Here is a 13,072-nt window from a genome sequence, read left to right on the forward strand (position 1 = left end):
TCGAAGAAATGGTCGGAGCGGCGGGATTCGAACTCGCGACCCTCTGCTCCCAAAGCAGATGCGCTACCAGGCTGCGCTACGCTCCGACACGAGTCGCGGATTCTACCCTGAGGCGTTGACCCACCCGCTCGTTCGAATGGCCTCGGTCACGCTCAGCGTTTCTGGTACTGCGTGTTGCCGAACAGCACATCGCGCGCCTTGTCGTCGGTGAGCGGCTTGCGCGCATCGGCCAGCACCGCCACGCCGCGCTGCACCGCCGGGCGCGCAGCGATGCGGTCGAACCAGTCTTTCAGGCGTGGGTAGTCGGCCCAGTCGATGCCCTGGTTCTGCCAACTGCGCAGCCAGGGGAAGATGGCGATGTCGGCGATGGAGTAGTCCTCGCCCGCGATGTGGGCGTGGTGAGCGAGCTGCTTGTCCATCACGCCATAGAGGCGCTTTGCTTCGTTGGTGTAGCGATTGATCGCGTAGTCGATCTTCTCGGGTGCGTAGATGCGGAAATGGTGTGCCTGGCCAAGCATCGGCCCCACGCCCCCCATCTGGAACATCAGCCACTCCAGCACCTTGAACTTCTCACGATCAGTGCGCGGCAAGAAGCGGCCGAACTTGCTGGCGAGGTACACCAGGATGGCGCCGGACTCGAACAGCGTGATCGGCTTGCCGTCGGGGCCGTGCGGGTCGACGATCGCGGGAATCTTGTTGTTCGGGCTGATGGCGAGGAAGCCGGGCTTGAACTGGTCGCCCGCGCCGATGTTGACCGCGTGCACCCGCCAGTCGTGCCCGAGGCGCTGACCGCATTCCTCCAGCATGATGTGGACCTTGTGGCCGTTGGGCGTGGGCCAGGAGTGGACGTCGATCATCGAACGGGCCTTTCTCGCGCTTTCCGTGCGGTGTTGAACAGTGAAAGCGGGCAGCTTACGGGACAATCCCGACCCATGTTCGATTCGATGTGGAATGCCCTCAGCCCGGCCCGCCGCCTGCGTGCCCGGCATGCGCCGCTGGTGCAGTGGGCCGAAGCGCGAGGGCTGGAATTCCTGGCCCGGCGCGACGATGCCTGCGCCTTCGTGGGGGAATGGTCTGGTCAGCCGGTGCGTATCGACCTGCAGCCCGCCGGGCGGCCGTATCTGGAGGGCTGGGAGATCAACGCGCGCACCGAGGTCGGGTTGTCCCAGCCATCGGGTGTGGTGCTCATGAACCGGCCGCTCAAGCTGTCGATGGAGCGCTGGGCCGACTACCTGTACTCGCAGCTCACGAATTCGGTGCAGACCATGGCCGACACGCTGCCCGAAGAATTGCGCTGGCTGGCCACCTATCGGGACGCTGGCTGGCCGGGCCCCGAGCCGGCGTTCTTCGAGCGCTATGCGGTGCTCACCGATTCGCCGGACGAGGCGCGCGTCCTGATCGACGAGGCAGCCGTGCAGGCGCTCATGCACTGGCCTGACAACGCCCGTTCGGCGGGCACGCCGTTGCTGCTCATGCGGCTGCGCGGCAAGCTGCAGATGCGCCTGCAGCTCGAGCCCTCGAGGCACGCCGGCTGCGAGTGCCACGCGCACGATCTGTTCGAGCGCCTGAGCCAGCGTCTGCTGGCACAGGCGCGCGAGCTCAACTCCCGCGGGTGACCGGCATCTCCACCTCGCCCGGCACGGCCATGTGCTTGGCGAGTTCGAGTTTGGCGATGGACTGGCGGTGCACCTCGTCCGGGCCGTCGGCCAGGCGCAGCGTGCGCTGGTGGGCGTAGCTGTAGGCGAGCGGGAAATCACCGCTCACGCCGCCGCCGCCGTGGGCCTGGATGGCCATGTCGATGATCTCGCAGGCGATGTTGGGCGCCACCACCTTGATCATCGCGATCTCGGCCTTGGCCACCTTGTTGCCCACCGTGTCCATCATGTACGCAGCCTTGAGCGTGAGCAGGCGCGCCATCTCGATCTTGCAGCGCGCATCGGCGATGCGCTCGTGCCAGACCGACTGCGCCGACACCGGCTTGCCGAAGGCCACGCGGCTGTTGAGGCGCTTGCACATGAGTTCGAGCGCGCGCTCGGCCGCGCCGATGGAGCGCATGCAGTGGTGGATGCGGCCCGGGCCGAGGCGGCCTTGCGCGATCTCGAAGCCGCGGCCTTCGCCGAGCAGGATGTTGCCCACCGGCACGCGCACGTTCTTGAGCACCACTTCCATGTGACCGTGCGGCGCGTCGTCGTAGCCGAACACCGAGAGCGGGCGCACCACGGTGATGCCCGGCGAGTTGGCAGGCACGACGATCATGCTTTGCTGCGAGTGACGCGGTGCATCCGGGTTGGTCTTGCCCATCACGATGTAGACCGCGCAGCGCGGATCGCCCGCACCGGAGGACCACCACTTGCGGCCGTTGATCACATAGTGATCGCCGTCGCGCTCGATGCGACACTGGATGTTGGTGGCGTCGCTGGAGGCCACCTCGGGCTCGGTCATCAGGAAGGCCGAGCGGATCTCGCCACGCAGCAGCGGCTCGAGCCATTGGTCCTTCAGGGACTCGGAGGCGTAGCGTTCCAGCGTCTCCATGTTGCCGGTGTCGGGCGCCGAGCAGTTGAACACCTCGGGCGCCCAGGGCACGCGGCCCATGATCTCGCACATCGGCGCGTATTCCAGGTTGGACAGGCCCTCGGGCGCGCGGTGGCTGCGCGGCAGGAACAGGTTCCACAGGCCGGCAGCGCGCGCCTTGGGTTTGAGCTCCTCGATGATCTTCGTCGGCACCCAGGCATTGCCCTTGGCGCGGTTGGCCTCGATCTCCTCGAAGAAGCGGTTCTCGTTCGGGTAGATGTGCTCGTCCATGAAGGCGAGCAGCCGCTCGCGCATGGCCTTGACCTTGTCGGTGTAGTCGAATTGCATGGGGTCTCCTGGTGGGTCGCGGGCCGAGGGGAATGCCTGGCGCTGGTGCTGGTGAAGGGTCAACCGCCGTTGGCGAAGCGCCAGGCCATCTCGGCCATGGGGCGCGCGCCGGCCGCCGAGCGCACCGCCTGCTCGCTGGAGGCCGTGCCGGCCTCCACGCGCTTGGCGATGCCCTGCAGGATGGCCGCAAGGCGGAACATGTTGTAGGCAAGGTAGAAGGCCCAGTCGGCCTTGAGCTGCGCCGGTGTCGCGAAACCGGTGCGCTCGCAGTAGCGAGCGATGTACTCGTCTTCCGTGGGAATGCCGAGCGCCTTCACGTCGAGCCCGCCGATGCCGCGGAACATGCCGGGCGGGATGTGCCAGGACATGCAGTGGTAGCTGAAGTCGGCCAGCGGATGGCCCAGCGTGGAGAGCTCCCAGTCGAGCACGGCGAGCACGCGCGGCTCGCTGGCATGGAACATCAGGTTGTCGAGCCGGTAGTCCCCATGCACAACGGACGTCATCGATTCGTCGCGCGCCATCGCGGGGATGTTCTTCGGCAGCCAGTCGATCAGCTTGTCCATCTCGGGGATGGGCTGCGTGATGGAGGCCTGGTACTGTTTGCTCCAGCGGCCGATCTGGCGCTCGAAATAGTTGCCCGGCTTGCCGTAGTCCGCGAGGCCCACCGCATCCGGCCGCACGCGGTGCAGGGCGGCCATGACGCGGTTCATCTCGTCGTAGATGTCACCGCGCTCGGCATTGCTCATGCCGGGCAGTGACTGCTCCCACAGCACGCGGCCCTCCACGCACTGCATCACATAGAACGCACGGCCGATCACCGACTCGTCCTCGCACAGCAGGTGCATCTGTGCCACCGGTACGTCGGTGCCTGCCAGCGCGCTCATCACGCGGAACTCGCGTTCGATGGCGTGTGCCGAGGGCAGCAGTTTGGCCACCGGCCCGGGTTTGGCGCGCATCACATAGGCGCGCTGCGGCGTGATGAGCTTGTAGGTCGGGTTCGACTGCCCGCCCTTGAACATCTCCACCGTGAGCGGGCCTGCAAAACCGGGAAGGCGTTCGCCCAGCCAGCGCTCCAGCGCCGCGGTATCGAATGCGTGTCGGTCGGTCACCGGCCGCGTGCCGGTGAAGTTCTGTGCTTCGGTCATTCGGCAGCGGTCGGTTGTGAAGGCCGGACCTTCAGGTCTCGGCTTCGGCGATGCGCATGAGCGCCGCGCGGTTGCGGATCACGAGTCCACCCTGCTCGATGCGGATGGTGTCCTCGCGCTCCATGGACTTGAGTTCCTGGTTGACGCGCTGGCGCGAGGCGCCCAGCAGTTGCGCCAATTCCTCCTGCGCCAGTTGCAGGCCGATGCGTGTCTCGTTGCCGTCGTTCAGGCAGGGCACGCCGTAGCTGCGCACCAGGTGCAGCAGCTGCTTGGCCAGGCGTGCGCGCAAGGGCAGGGTGTTGAGGTCTTCCACCAGACCGAAGAGCGTGCGGATGCGCCGTGCCTGCAGGCGCATCAGCGCCTCGTACAGCTCCACGTGTGTGGACAGGATCTTCTGGAAATCGTTGCGCGCCACGCAGAGCAGGGTGGTGGGCCCGTGCGCGTAGGCATCGTGCGTGCGCTGATCGCCGTCGAACATCGCCACATCGCCGAACCACACACCCGGCTCCACATACGTCAGTGTGATCTGCTTGCCCGAGAGCGACGTCGAGCTCACGCGCACCGCACCCTTGGCCACCGCCGTCCACTCCGATGGTGGATCGCCGCGCGCGACGATCAGGTCGCCGTCCTTGAATCGCTTGACGTAGGCGCATCGAAGAATGTCGTGCCGCAGGGAGGGGGAGAGGCTGTTGAACCAGCGACCAGCATTGATCGCCTCGCGTTCTTCCATTGTCAGAATCGGCTCGTCCATGGTCTGTCTTTTGAGTGACTGATGTGCCTGCGGATGTCGCGGGGGGGACCTTGTCCAGCGCGGCTGGTCAGCGGTAGCTGGCGCTGCGCTTGTCCATGAAGGCAGCGATGCCCTCGCCGGCGTTGGGGTGGTGCAGGTTGCGCACGAAGTGATCGCGCTCGGCCTTCAGGTGCGTGTGCAGTGCAGCATCCGTCGCCTCGTTGACCAGTTCCTTGATGCTGGCCAGCGCATTCGGCGCACGTGCGTTGAGCCGCTCGGCCAGTGCCAGCGCCTGGGCTGGCGCCTCGCCAGCATCCACCACCGCGTTGACCACGCCGAACTGGAGCAAGCGATCGGGGCTGGCGCGCTCGCCCAGCATGAGCAGTTGCATGACGGTGGCACGCGGCAGCGCACGAGCCAGGCTCCAGCTGCCACCGCCATCGGGCGAGAGCCCCACGCCGCTGTAGGCCATCACGAAGACGGCGTTGTTGGCCGCGACGATGAAGTCGCAGGCGAGTGCAAGGGAGAAACCGGCCCCGGCGCAGGAACCTTCGACGGCTGCGATCACCGGCTTCGGAAAGGCACGGATGGTCTCGATCCAGTTGTGCAGGCCCTCGATGCTCTGCGCCTGCACCTCGGGGGGCTTCTGCCGGTTGCCCAGCAGGCGCTGCAGGTTGCCGCCGGCGCAGAAGTGGCTTCCCTCGCCCGTGATGACGACGCTGCGCACTTCCGGGTTGCTCTCGGCCACGTTCAGCGCCTCCACACCCGCGGCGTAGATGTCGGGGCCAAGCGCGTTGCGGTGCTCGGGGTTGCTGATCGTGAGCACCAGCGTGGCACCCTGGCTGTGGCTCTTGAGGCTGGCAGTCATGTTCGGGTGTTCCGGTCAGATTTCTTCGTGCTTGAGGCTCAGGCCCAGTGCACCTCGGCGGCGCAGCCAGGGCGAGGGGCGGTAGCGCGGGTCGCCGTAGACCGTCTGCAGGTTGAACAGGATCTCGAGCACGTTCGTGGGGCCGATGCGGTCGCCGAGCGCCAGTGGCCCCAGCGGGTAGCCCAGACCCAGGGTGACGGCCACGTCGAGGTCGCCCGGGCTGCAGATGCCTTGCTGGCACATGTCGGCGGCGATGTTCACGATGGTGGCCACCACGCGCTGCGTGACGAAGCCACCACTGTCGCGCACCACGCTGACCGCCTTGCCATCGCGCGCGAAGAGTGCGTGCGCGGCGTCGCGCATGTCGGGCCGCGTGGCCGGGTTGGTGGCAAGCACGCGGCGTTTGGTGGCGCTGTCCTCCAGCATCATGTCGATGCCCAAGGTGCGCGTGGCGTCGAGCCGTTCGACCGCGGCCAGCGTGGTCACGTCCATGCCCAGCGGCGCCACCAGGATCAGCGCCTGCTCGCTGGGCGCTGCGCCGGTCTCGATGCGCGCGTCCAGGTTCTTGAGCAGTTGGTACAGCTCCTGGCGCCGCGCCGCCTTGGGCGACACCCACACCGGCGGCAGCTCGGCCACCGCGGGCGCCGGCTGTTCGGCGGGCACTTGCGCGGCGCCGTCCGCATAGCGGTAGAAGCCTTCGCCCACCTTCTTGCCCACCACGCCGCCGGCCAGCCGCTGGGCGGTGATCACGCTCGGGCGGTAGCGCGGCTCCTCGTAGTACTGGTGATAGATGGACTCCATCACCGGGTGCGATACGTCCAGCGCGGTGAGGTCCATCAGTTCGAAGGGGCCAAGGCGAAAGCCCACCTGATCGCGCAGGATGCGGTCGATGGTCGCGAAATCGGCCACGCGCTCGCCCGCCACGCGCAGCGCTTCCGTCCCGTAGCCGCGGCCCGCGTGGTTGACGATGAAGCCCGGGGTGTCCTGAGCGGCCACCGGCGTGTGGCCGTAGGCGCGCGTGAAGCCCATGAGCCGATCGCACACCGCAGGGTCGGTCTTGAGCCCGGCGATCACCTCGACCACCTTCATCAGCGGCACCGGGTTGAAGAAGTGGTAGCCCGCAAAGCGCTGGGGATGGCGCAGGGCCGAGGCGATGGCCGTGATCGACAACGACGAGGTGTTGCTCACGAGCACCGCATCGGGTGCCACGATTTCTTCCAGTTGCTTGAACAGCGCTTGCTTGACGTCAAGTCGCTCCACAATGGCTTCGATGACGATGTCGCATGCCTTGAGGTCCTGCGCAGACTCGGCCACCTGCAGCCGACCCATGAAGGCCGCGCGGTCATCGGCCGTGAGTTTGCCCTTGGCCACCAGGTTGTCCCAGGTCTTGCCCAGGGCCTCGCGGGCGTTGGTGGCGGCACCGGGTTGCGCATCGAGCAGCAGGACGCGGGCGCCGGCCTGGGCCGCCATCTGGGCGATGCCGCGGCCCATGGCGCCGGTGCCGACGATGCCGGCACAGTCGAAGAACGATTGCATATCCGTGTGTTTTTTGGGTTGAACGCCACTTTGACTATGACAAAATGTTTCAACCTGTTGCGAAGGAAATCCGACGTGCGCCAGATCTGGACAGCCTGCATTTTGCTATCAACCGCCATGGGCTCCTCGGCAGTCACGCTGGGGCGCCACAGCGGGGTGGCATTGATCGGCCAACCGCTGGACGTGCGTTTGCAGGTCATGCTCGCGCCGGGCGAGGACATCGGCACCCAATGCATCATGGCCGACGTCATCTACGGCGACATACCGGTCACGCCCAACCTCATCACGGTCACCACCAGCGCGCAGCCCGGCGACAACACCGGCACGGCCCGCATTCTGGTGAGCTTGCCGGTCAATGAACCCATCGTCACGCTGTCGGTGCGTGCGGGCTGCGGCCTGCCGTTCACCCGGCGCTACGTGCTGCTGGCCGATCTGGTGAGTGAGCCTGCCGTCGCGGCTGCACCACCACCCGCGGCTGCGCCCGTGCCACTGCCTGTGCCAGCCGCTGCCGCTTCCCCGGCGCCGGCGCCCGCGCCCGTGCAGGCTTCGCCAACGCCTGCTCCTGCGCCGGCCCCGGTGGTGCGCGCCCGCCCGCCCGCACCACCCAAGCCCCCGAAGGTGGCTGTGGCCCCGCGCACCAAGCCCGTGGCTGCGCCCCAGGTGGCTTCAGCACCCACGCCCGCACCCACAACCGCACCCGCACCTTCGTCGTCGGCCGCCGCCGGCACCGCGGCGGGCGCCGCGGGCGCACCGCGCCTGCGCCTGGACCCGCCCGAGCTGCCGGGCGGTACATCGCCCAATGCCATCGGCCAGGCTGCACCGGCAGAGCCCGCCGCACCGAGTCCGCTGGAGACCGCCCTGGCCAGCGCCAACGCCGAGGTTCAGCGAAACGCCGAGCGTCTGGCCGCCATCGAAGCCGAGATGGCGCGCTTTCGCGAAGCCCAGCAACGCGACCAGGCGCGCATCGCCGAGCTCACGGCCCAACTCGCGCGCGCCGAGGAACAGCGATACAGCAACTGGCTGATCTATGTGCTCGCGGGCTTGCTGCTCTTGTCGCTGGCCGCGATGGCCTTGCTGGTGCGCCGTCAGCGTCGCGAGTCGGCGATCGAATCGGACGCATCGCGTGCCTGGTGGGCCGGCCCGCGGGACGACGACGAGGTCGAGGAAATGCCGCGCATGTCGCGCCGCGCACCGCTGGAGCCCAGCGCGCCGGTGCCGCTGGAGTCCGTCGACGTCGACCTTGACGTGGACTCCTCGCCCGCGCCGCTGCGGGCGACGCCCGCTGCCCGCAAGGCCCCGGCTGCCATGCCCGCGAGCGAACGTCGCGAGTTCATGCCCAGCGCCATGGGCGTATCGCGCTCGGTTGCCACCGAGGAACTGTTCGACGTGCAGCAGCAGGCCGACTTCTTCGTCTCCCTCGGCGAGGACGATCAAGCCATTGCGGTGTTGCGCAACCACCTGGCCGAGAGCCACGAGCCGAGCCCGCTGGCTTACCTCGACCTGTTCCGCCTGTACCACCGCCTGGGTCGCCGCGCCGACTACGACGCCCTGCGTGAGGAGTTCAACCGCGTCTTCAACGCCGGTGCCCCGGTGTTCGACCGCTACTCCGACAAGGGCCGCGGGCTGGAAGCCTACGAGACCGCATTCGAGCGCATCCAGGCGCTGTGGCCGCAGCCGCGCGTGCTCGACCTGATCGAGCGCAGCATCTTCCGCGACAGCGAGGAGGGTGAGAACGAGGTGTTCGATCTGGAGGCATACCGGGAATTGCTCCTGCTGCACGCGATCGCCAAGGATTTGGTGGAGCGCGAGTCCGCCACGCAGCCGCCGGTGGATTTCCAGAACACCAACATGCAGCCGCTCAAGGCCGCGGGCAAACCGGCAGCGGCTGCCACAGCGGGCGCTGCTGCCGCCACCGGCACAGAGGACTCGATGCGGCGCACGGTGCCGATGGACCTGCACGTGATTCCGCCCGCATCCTCGCGCGTCGCGCTCGACGTGAACATCGAGGACCTCGAGGCCGAATCCCAGTTCGAAGCGTCATTGCCCGACGTGGACATGCCGGTCGAACCCACCGCCGGGCGCAACCATGGCGCGCGCGACGGCGAAAGCATGATCGACTTCGAGATCATCGATAACGAGCCGCCCGCGCAGCGCCGCGACAGCGACCGCACGGACGACGGCTCGCCACGCTGAGGCCTGCGGGCCCCGGCGCCTGCCTCAGCGCCGGACCTGCAGTGCGCCCGGGTTGACGATGTTCGTGGGTGTGCCTTTGATGAAGTTCACCACGTTGTCAAAGGCCGAACTGAAGAAGTTCTCGTAGTTGTCGAGTTCGACGTAGCCGATGTGCGGCGTGCAGATGCAGTTCTCCAGCCGCAACAGCGCATGGCCCTGCAGGATGGGCTCCGACTCGAACACGTCGACCGCGGCCATGCCCGGGCGGCCACGGTTGAGCGCCGTCAACAACGCCTCGGGTTCGAGGATCTCCGCCCGCGAGGTGTTCACGAGCAGCGCCGTGGGTTTCATGCGCAGCAGGTCGTCGATCGTGACGCAGCCTGCGCTGCGCTCGCTCAACCTCAGGTGCAGGCTGAGCACGTCGCAGCACTCGAAGAAGCCCTCCTTGGACGTTGCAACGTCGTACCCGTCGGCGGCGGCTCGGGCGCGGGCTTCGTCGGAGCCCCACACCACCACACGCATACCGAAGGCGCGCCCATAACCGGCGACCAGCGACCCGATGCGGCCGTAGCTCCAGACGCCCAGCGTCTTGCCGTGCAGCACCATGCCCAGGCCGAAGTTGGGCGGCATGGCCGAGGACTTGAGGCCCGACTGCTGCCAGGCACCGTGCTTGAGGTTGGACACGTACTGCGGAATGCGACGCATGGCCGCCATGACCAATGCCCAGGTGAGCTCCGCGGTGGCCACGGGCGAACTCGCGCCTTCGGCAACCGCCACGCCGCGTTCGGTACAGGCCGCCACGTCGATGTGGCCCCCGACGCGACCGGTCTGTGCGATGAGCTTGAGGCGCGGCAGCTTTTCGATGAGCTGTCGCGTGACGTGGGTGCGCTCACGGATCAGCACCACGATGTCGGCATCGCGCAGCCGGATCGACAACTGGCCCACGCCTTTGACGGTGTTGGTGAAGACCTTGGCAGGGAAGGGTTCAAGCTTCTCGGCGCAATGCAGTTTGCGCACGGCATCCTGATAGTCGTCAAGGATCACGATGTTCATGGGCGCTTATTGTGCCCGCGAGCCCCGAACTCGCCCCGCAATCAACGATCACCCGACGCTGCAGCCGCGCAAGCCCGCGCCGGCGCTTGCCCTGGCCTTCACACGCCACGCCGCATGGCGCGCGATGCGCTCAGCACATCGGCCGCTGGCGTGCGCGAGCCTCGTGAGCGGCGAGGCGGTCGAGCTCGCGGCAGACCTCGTCGATACGCCCCGCCAGGGCCACGCGACCGTCGCGGCAACGCGGCGCCGTGACCTGGTTGGCGGCGGGGCGGCCGAGCCAGCCCGCACGGGTGAAGCGGCGCACCGCGGGCGTGGCTGTTGCCGCAGGCCGCGCAGCCGGCGCCATGCGCCCGCCCGCCATGGCGGGTTCAGGCAGCCAGCATTCGATGAGTTGCAGGGGTTTGCGCCAGCTGCTGGATTGGAAGAACAGTCCCATGTGAAACACCTCGACGGGGTTGAACACAGGCAGGATTGACCGGGGAAGCCACCGTTGCGGGGTCGCCATGCAGGCCCTGGGCCGACTGGCAACGCCCGCCACCCGCAACGGTGGCGCAGACCCGCGCGGGTCAGTTCTGGAAGCTGTTGCGGATCAGGCCGACGGCCAGACCCTCGATCTCGAAGGGTTCGCCAGGCTCTACCACGATGGTGGGGTAGTCGGGGTTTTCGGCGCGCAGCTCGATGTGGTCGCGCAGGCGCATGTAGCGCTTGACCGTGACGTCCTCACCCAGGCGGGCCACCACGATCTGGCCGTTGCGCGCTTCCCGGGTGGCCGCAACGGCGAGCAGGTCGCCGTCGAGGATGCCGACGTCGCGCATCGACATGCCGCGCACGCGCAGCAGATAGTCGGGGGTGCGCTGGAACAGGCTGGGCTCGACGGCGTAGGTCTGATCGATGTGTTCCTGCGCCAGGATGGGCGAGCCGGCGGCGACGCGGCCGATCAGGGGCAGCACCAGTTGCGCCAGGCCCGGCAGGGGCAGGGCGAGTTGGCGCTCCCGGGCGTCATTGATACTCTGCAGGTCGGCCCGGCGCAGGCGGATGCCGCGCGAGGTGCCGCTCACCAGCTCGATGACGCCCTTGCGCGCCAGGGCCTGCAGGTGCTCCTCGGCCGCGTTGGCGGACTTGAAACCCAGTTCGGCCGCGATCTCGGCGCGGGTGGGCGGCGCCCCGGTTCGCGCGATGGTGCTCTGGATCAGCGACAGGATCTGCTGCTGGCGGGCGGTGAGCTTGGGGCTGGCGGCGGTGTCGTGCATGGGGCCTCGCGGATCGGTGGTGAATACACTGTTCGGGTATCCAGTGGCTGTATTTTTAACCAGTTGATGGAGAAAGCGCAAGTGGCGGGTGAACTCTCAGGCGGGCGTTTCGCGGTGCTGGGCATGGGAGGCACCATTGCCGGCCGTGCTGAACGGGCCGGCGACAACGTGGGTTACACGGCCGGGCAGGTGCGGGTGGAGGACCTGGCCGCCGGCCTGCCGGCCTTGGCCGGGCTGGCGCTGGATTTCGAGCAGGTGGCGCAGATCAACAGCAAGGACATGCGCCTGCCCGAGCTGCAGTGCCTCGTGGCGCGCGTGCAGGCCCATCTGGCGGACGACGCGGTGAGCGCGGTCATCGTCACGCACGGCACCGACACCATCGAAGAGACGGCGTGGTTGTTGCAGACCCTGCTGGCGCCGGCCAAGCCGGTGGTGCTGACCTGCGCCATGCGCCCGGCCACGGCTGTATCGCCCGATGGGCCGCAGAACCTCAGCGACGCGATCGCGGTGGCCGCCCACCCGGGGGCGCGCGGTGTGGTGGTGGTCTGTGCCGGGCGCGTGCATGGCGCGGTCGAAGTGGCCAAGGTCCACCCTTACCGGACCGATCCGTTCGATTCGGGCGACGCCGGTGTCATCGCGCTGGTGGAAGAGGGGCGGGTGCGGGATTTGCGGCCCTGGCCCACGCAGGCGCGCCACACCGACCGGGTGTCCGCCTTTCTGGCCGCCAGCGCCATGCCCCGGGTGGCCTGGCTGTCGAGCCACGCCGACGCCGGCGCGTGGGAGGTCGAGTCCTTGCTGGGCGCACCTGCGGCTCGGCGCGTGCAGGGCATTCTGGTGGCCGCCACCGGCAACGCCTCGTTGCACGCCGACCTCGAGGCCGCCCTGCACAAGGCCGAGGCCGCGGGGGTGCGCGTGGTGCTGGCCAACCGCAATGGTGCGCCGCCGGTGCCGTATCCCGCCCAGCCCTTTGCCGACATCGATGGTCTGGCGCCGGCGAAGGCGCGCTGGGCGCTGGCGCTCGATCTGCTGGGGGCCTGAGGTGTTTGCCGCGCTGGGCGCCCACCCCTGGGCCTATCCGATGCTGGAGGTGGTGCACATCGTGGGCATCGCCTTGCTGCTGGGCAATCTCGTGCTCATCGAAGCGCGCGTTTTCGGCTTCGGCGCGGCCCTGCCGGCGCAGCCGCTGGCTCGGCTGGGCCTCGCGCTGGTGGCGATCGGTTTCGGGTTGTGTGCGATCACCGGGCTGCTGATGTTCGCCACCATGCCCGAGGAACTGTTGGCCAACCGCGTGTTCACAGCGAAGATGGCGCTGATCATGGTGGCTGGCTGCAATGCCGGCTTGTTCCATGCCCGGCATTCGCTGCAGCGCCTGGACGGCACGGCACGCATGCTCATGCTCGTGTCCACAGCCCTGTGGCTGCTGGTGATCACCTGCGGCCGCTGGATCGGTTACGTCTGA

13 protein-coding genes and 1 tRNA gene are annotated in these 13,072 nt (G+C 68.1%); 4 read left to right on the top strand and 10 right to left on the bottom strand.

Annotation, left to right across the window (positions count from 1 at the left end):
* Positions 1-9: 9 nt before the first annotated feature.
* Positions 10-86: transfer RNA gene (locus tag M3149_RS07325), tRNA-Pro, on the bottom strand.
* 66 nt (positions 87-152) lie between these two features.
* Entirely contained in the window at positions 153-857 is a 705-nt protein-coding gene (locus M3149_RS07330; protein WP_251708683.1) for a glutathione binding-like protein, read from the bottom strand.
* 75 nt (positions 858-932) lie between these two features.
* On the opposite strand from M3149_RS07330, the gene M3149_RS07335 reads away from it, so the two are divergent.
* Positions 933-1,616, top strand: a complete 684-nt coding sequence (locus M3149_RS07335; protein ID WP_251708684.1) for a hypothetical protein — start codon at positions 933-935, stop codon at positions 1,614-1,616.
* Here the strand turns inward: M3149_RS07335 and M3149_RS07340 are convergent.
* The 5 genes from M3149_RS07340 to M3149_RS07360 all read right to left on the bottom strand — a co-directional run bounded on the left by M3149_RS07340 (position 1,600) and on the right by M3149_RS07360 (position 7,138).
* On the bottom strand, positions 1,600-2,859 hold the full coding sequence (locus M3149_RS07340; RefSeq protein ID WP_251708685.1) for an acyl-CoA dehydrogenase family protein: 1,260 nt from the start codon (positions 2,857-2,859) through the stop codon (positions 1,600-1,602). The genes M3149_RS07335 and M3149_RS07340 overlap by 17 nt on opposite strands.
* A 59-nt stretch (positions 2,860-2,918) precedes the next feature.
* Positions 2,919-4,004 carry a phosphotransferase gene (locus M3149_RS07345; protein ID WP_251708686.1) on the bottom strand — a complete coding sequence of 362 codons (1,086 nt, stop codon included), beginning with the start codon at positions 4,002-4,004 and terminating at the stop codon, positions 2,919-2,921.
* 31 nt (positions 4,005-4,035) lie between these two features.
* On the bottom strand, positions 4,036-4,755 hold the full coding sequence (locus tag M3149_RS07350; RefSeq protein ID WP_251708687.1) for a Crp/Fnr family transcriptional regulator: 720 nt from the start codon (positions 4,753-4,755) through the stop codon (positions 4,036-4,038).
* Positions 4,756-4,822: 67 nt separating this feature from the next.
* Complete coding sequence (locus M3149_RS07355; RefSeq protein WP_251708688.1) at positions 4,823-5,602, bottom strand: oxepin-CoA hydrolase, alternative type; 780 nt, start codon at positions 5,600-5,602, stop codon at positions 4,823-4,825.
* A 15-nt stretch (positions 5,603-5,617) separates the two neighbouring features.
* Complete coding sequence (locus M3149_RS07360; RefSeq protein WP_251708689.1) at positions 5,618-7,138, bottom strand: 3-hydroxyacyl-CoA dehydrogenase; 1,521 nt, start codon at positions 7,136-7,138, stop codon at positions 5,618-5,620.
* A gap of 117 nt (positions 7,139-7,255) precedes the next feature.
* Here M3149_RS07360 and M3149_RS07365 point away from each other — a divergent pair, with 117 nt between their 5' ends.
* Positions 7,256-9,331, top strand: coding sequence for a type IV pilus assembly protein FimV (locus tag M3149_RS07365; RefSeq protein WP_251708690.1), 2,076 nt, complete (start codon positions 7,256-7,258; stop codon positions 9,329-9,331).
* A 24-nt stretch (positions 9,332-9,355) separates the two neighbouring features.
* Here the strand turns inward: M3149_RS07365 and M3149_RS07370 are convergent, their stop codons facing one another.
* The 3 genes from M3149_RS07370 to lexA all read right to left on the bottom strand — a co-directional run bounded on the left by M3149_RS07370 (position 9,356) and on the right by lexA (position 11,613).
* Entirely contained in the window at positions 9,356-10,363 is a 1,008-nt protein-coding gene (locus M3149_RS07370; RefSeq protein ID WP_251708691.1) for a D-2-hydroxyacid dehydrogenase family protein, read from the bottom strand.
* 130 nt (positions 10,364-10,493) lie between these two features.
* The gene (locus tag M3149_RS07375; protein ID WP_251708692.1) at positions 10,494-10,799 is read right to left on the bottom strand and encodes a hypothetical protein; all 306 of its coding nucleotides are present in this window, start codon (positions 10,797-10,799) and stop codon (positions 10,494-10,496) included.
* Positions 10,800-10,929: 130 nt separating this feature from the next.
* The gene (gene lexA / locus M3149_RS07380; RefSeq protein ID WP_251708693.1) at positions 10,930-11,613 is read right to left on the bottom strand and encodes a transcriptional repressor LexA; all 684 of its coding nucleotides are present in this window, start codon (positions 11,611-11,613) and stop codon (positions 10,930-10,932) included.
* A 66-nt stretch (positions 11,614-11,679) separates the two neighbouring features.
* On the opposite strand from lexA, the gene M3149_RS07385 reads away from it, so the two are divergent.
* A complete protein-coding gene (locus M3149_RS07385; protein WP_251708694.1) occupies positions 11,680-12,651 on the top strand; it encodes an asparaginase in 972 nt (323 codons plus the stop codon).
* Between the two features lies 1 nt (position 12,652).
* Positions 12,653-13,072, top strand: a complete 420-nt coding sequence (locus M3149_RS07390) for a hypothetical protein (protein WP_251708695.1) — start codon at positions 12,653-12,655, stop codon at positions 13,070-13,072.

The sequence above is a fragment of the Hydrogenophaga intermedia genome (assembly GCF_023715105.1).
GTDB classification, from domain to species: domain Bacteria; phylum Pseudomonadota; class Gammaproteobacteria; order Burkholderiales; family Burkholderiaceae_C; genus Hydrogenophaga; species Hydrogenophaga intermedia_A.

Coding starts and splice junctions, on each gene's coding strand:
- M3149_RS07365 (WP_251708690.1), top strand. CDS start 7,256: ATGGGCTCCTCGGCAGTCACGCTGGGGCGCCACAGCGGGGTGGCATTG.
- M3149_RS07375 (WP_251708692.1), bottom strand. CDS start 10,799: ATGGGACTGTTCTTCCAATCCAGCAGCTGGCGCAAACCCCTGCAACTC.
- M3149_RS07360 (WP_251708689.1), bottom strand. CDS start 7,138: ATGCAATCGTTCTTCGACTGTGCCGGCATCGTCGGCACCGGCGCCATG.
- M3149_RS07370 (WP_251708691.1), bottom strand. CDS start 10,363: ATGAACATCGTGATCCTTGACGACTATCAGGATGCCGTGCGCAAACTG.
- M3149_RS07330 (WP_251708683.1), bottom strand. CDS start 857: ATGATCGACGTCCACTCCTGGCCCACGCCCAACGGCCACAAGGTCCAC.
- M3149_RS07335 (WP_251708684.1), top strand. CDS start 933: ATGTTCGATTCGATGTGGAATGCCCTCAGCCCGGCCCGCCGCCTGCGT.
- M3149_RS07385 (WP_251708694.1), top strand. CDS start 11,680: ATGGAGAAAGCGCAAGTGGCGGGTGAACTCTCAGGCGGGCGTTTCGCG.
- lexA (WP_251708693.1), bottom strand. CDS start 11,613: ATGCACGACACCGCCGCCAGCCCCAAGCTCACCGCCCGCCAGCAGCAG.
- M3149_RS07350 (WP_251708687.1), bottom strand. CDS start 4,755: ATGGACGAGCCGATTCTGACAATGGAAGAACGCGAGGCGATCAATGCT.
- M3149_RS07355 (WP_251708688.1), bottom strand. CDS start 5,602: ATGACTGCCAGCCTCAAGAGCCACAGCCAGGGTGCCACGCTGGTGCTC.
- M3149_RS07340 (WP_251708685.1), bottom strand. CDS start 2,859: ATGCAATTCGACTACACCGACAAGGTCAAGGCCATGCGCGAGCGGCTG.
- M3149_RS07345 (WP_251708686.1), bottom strand. CDS start 4,004: ATGACCGAAGCACAGAACTTCACCGGCACGCGGCCGGTGACCGACCGA.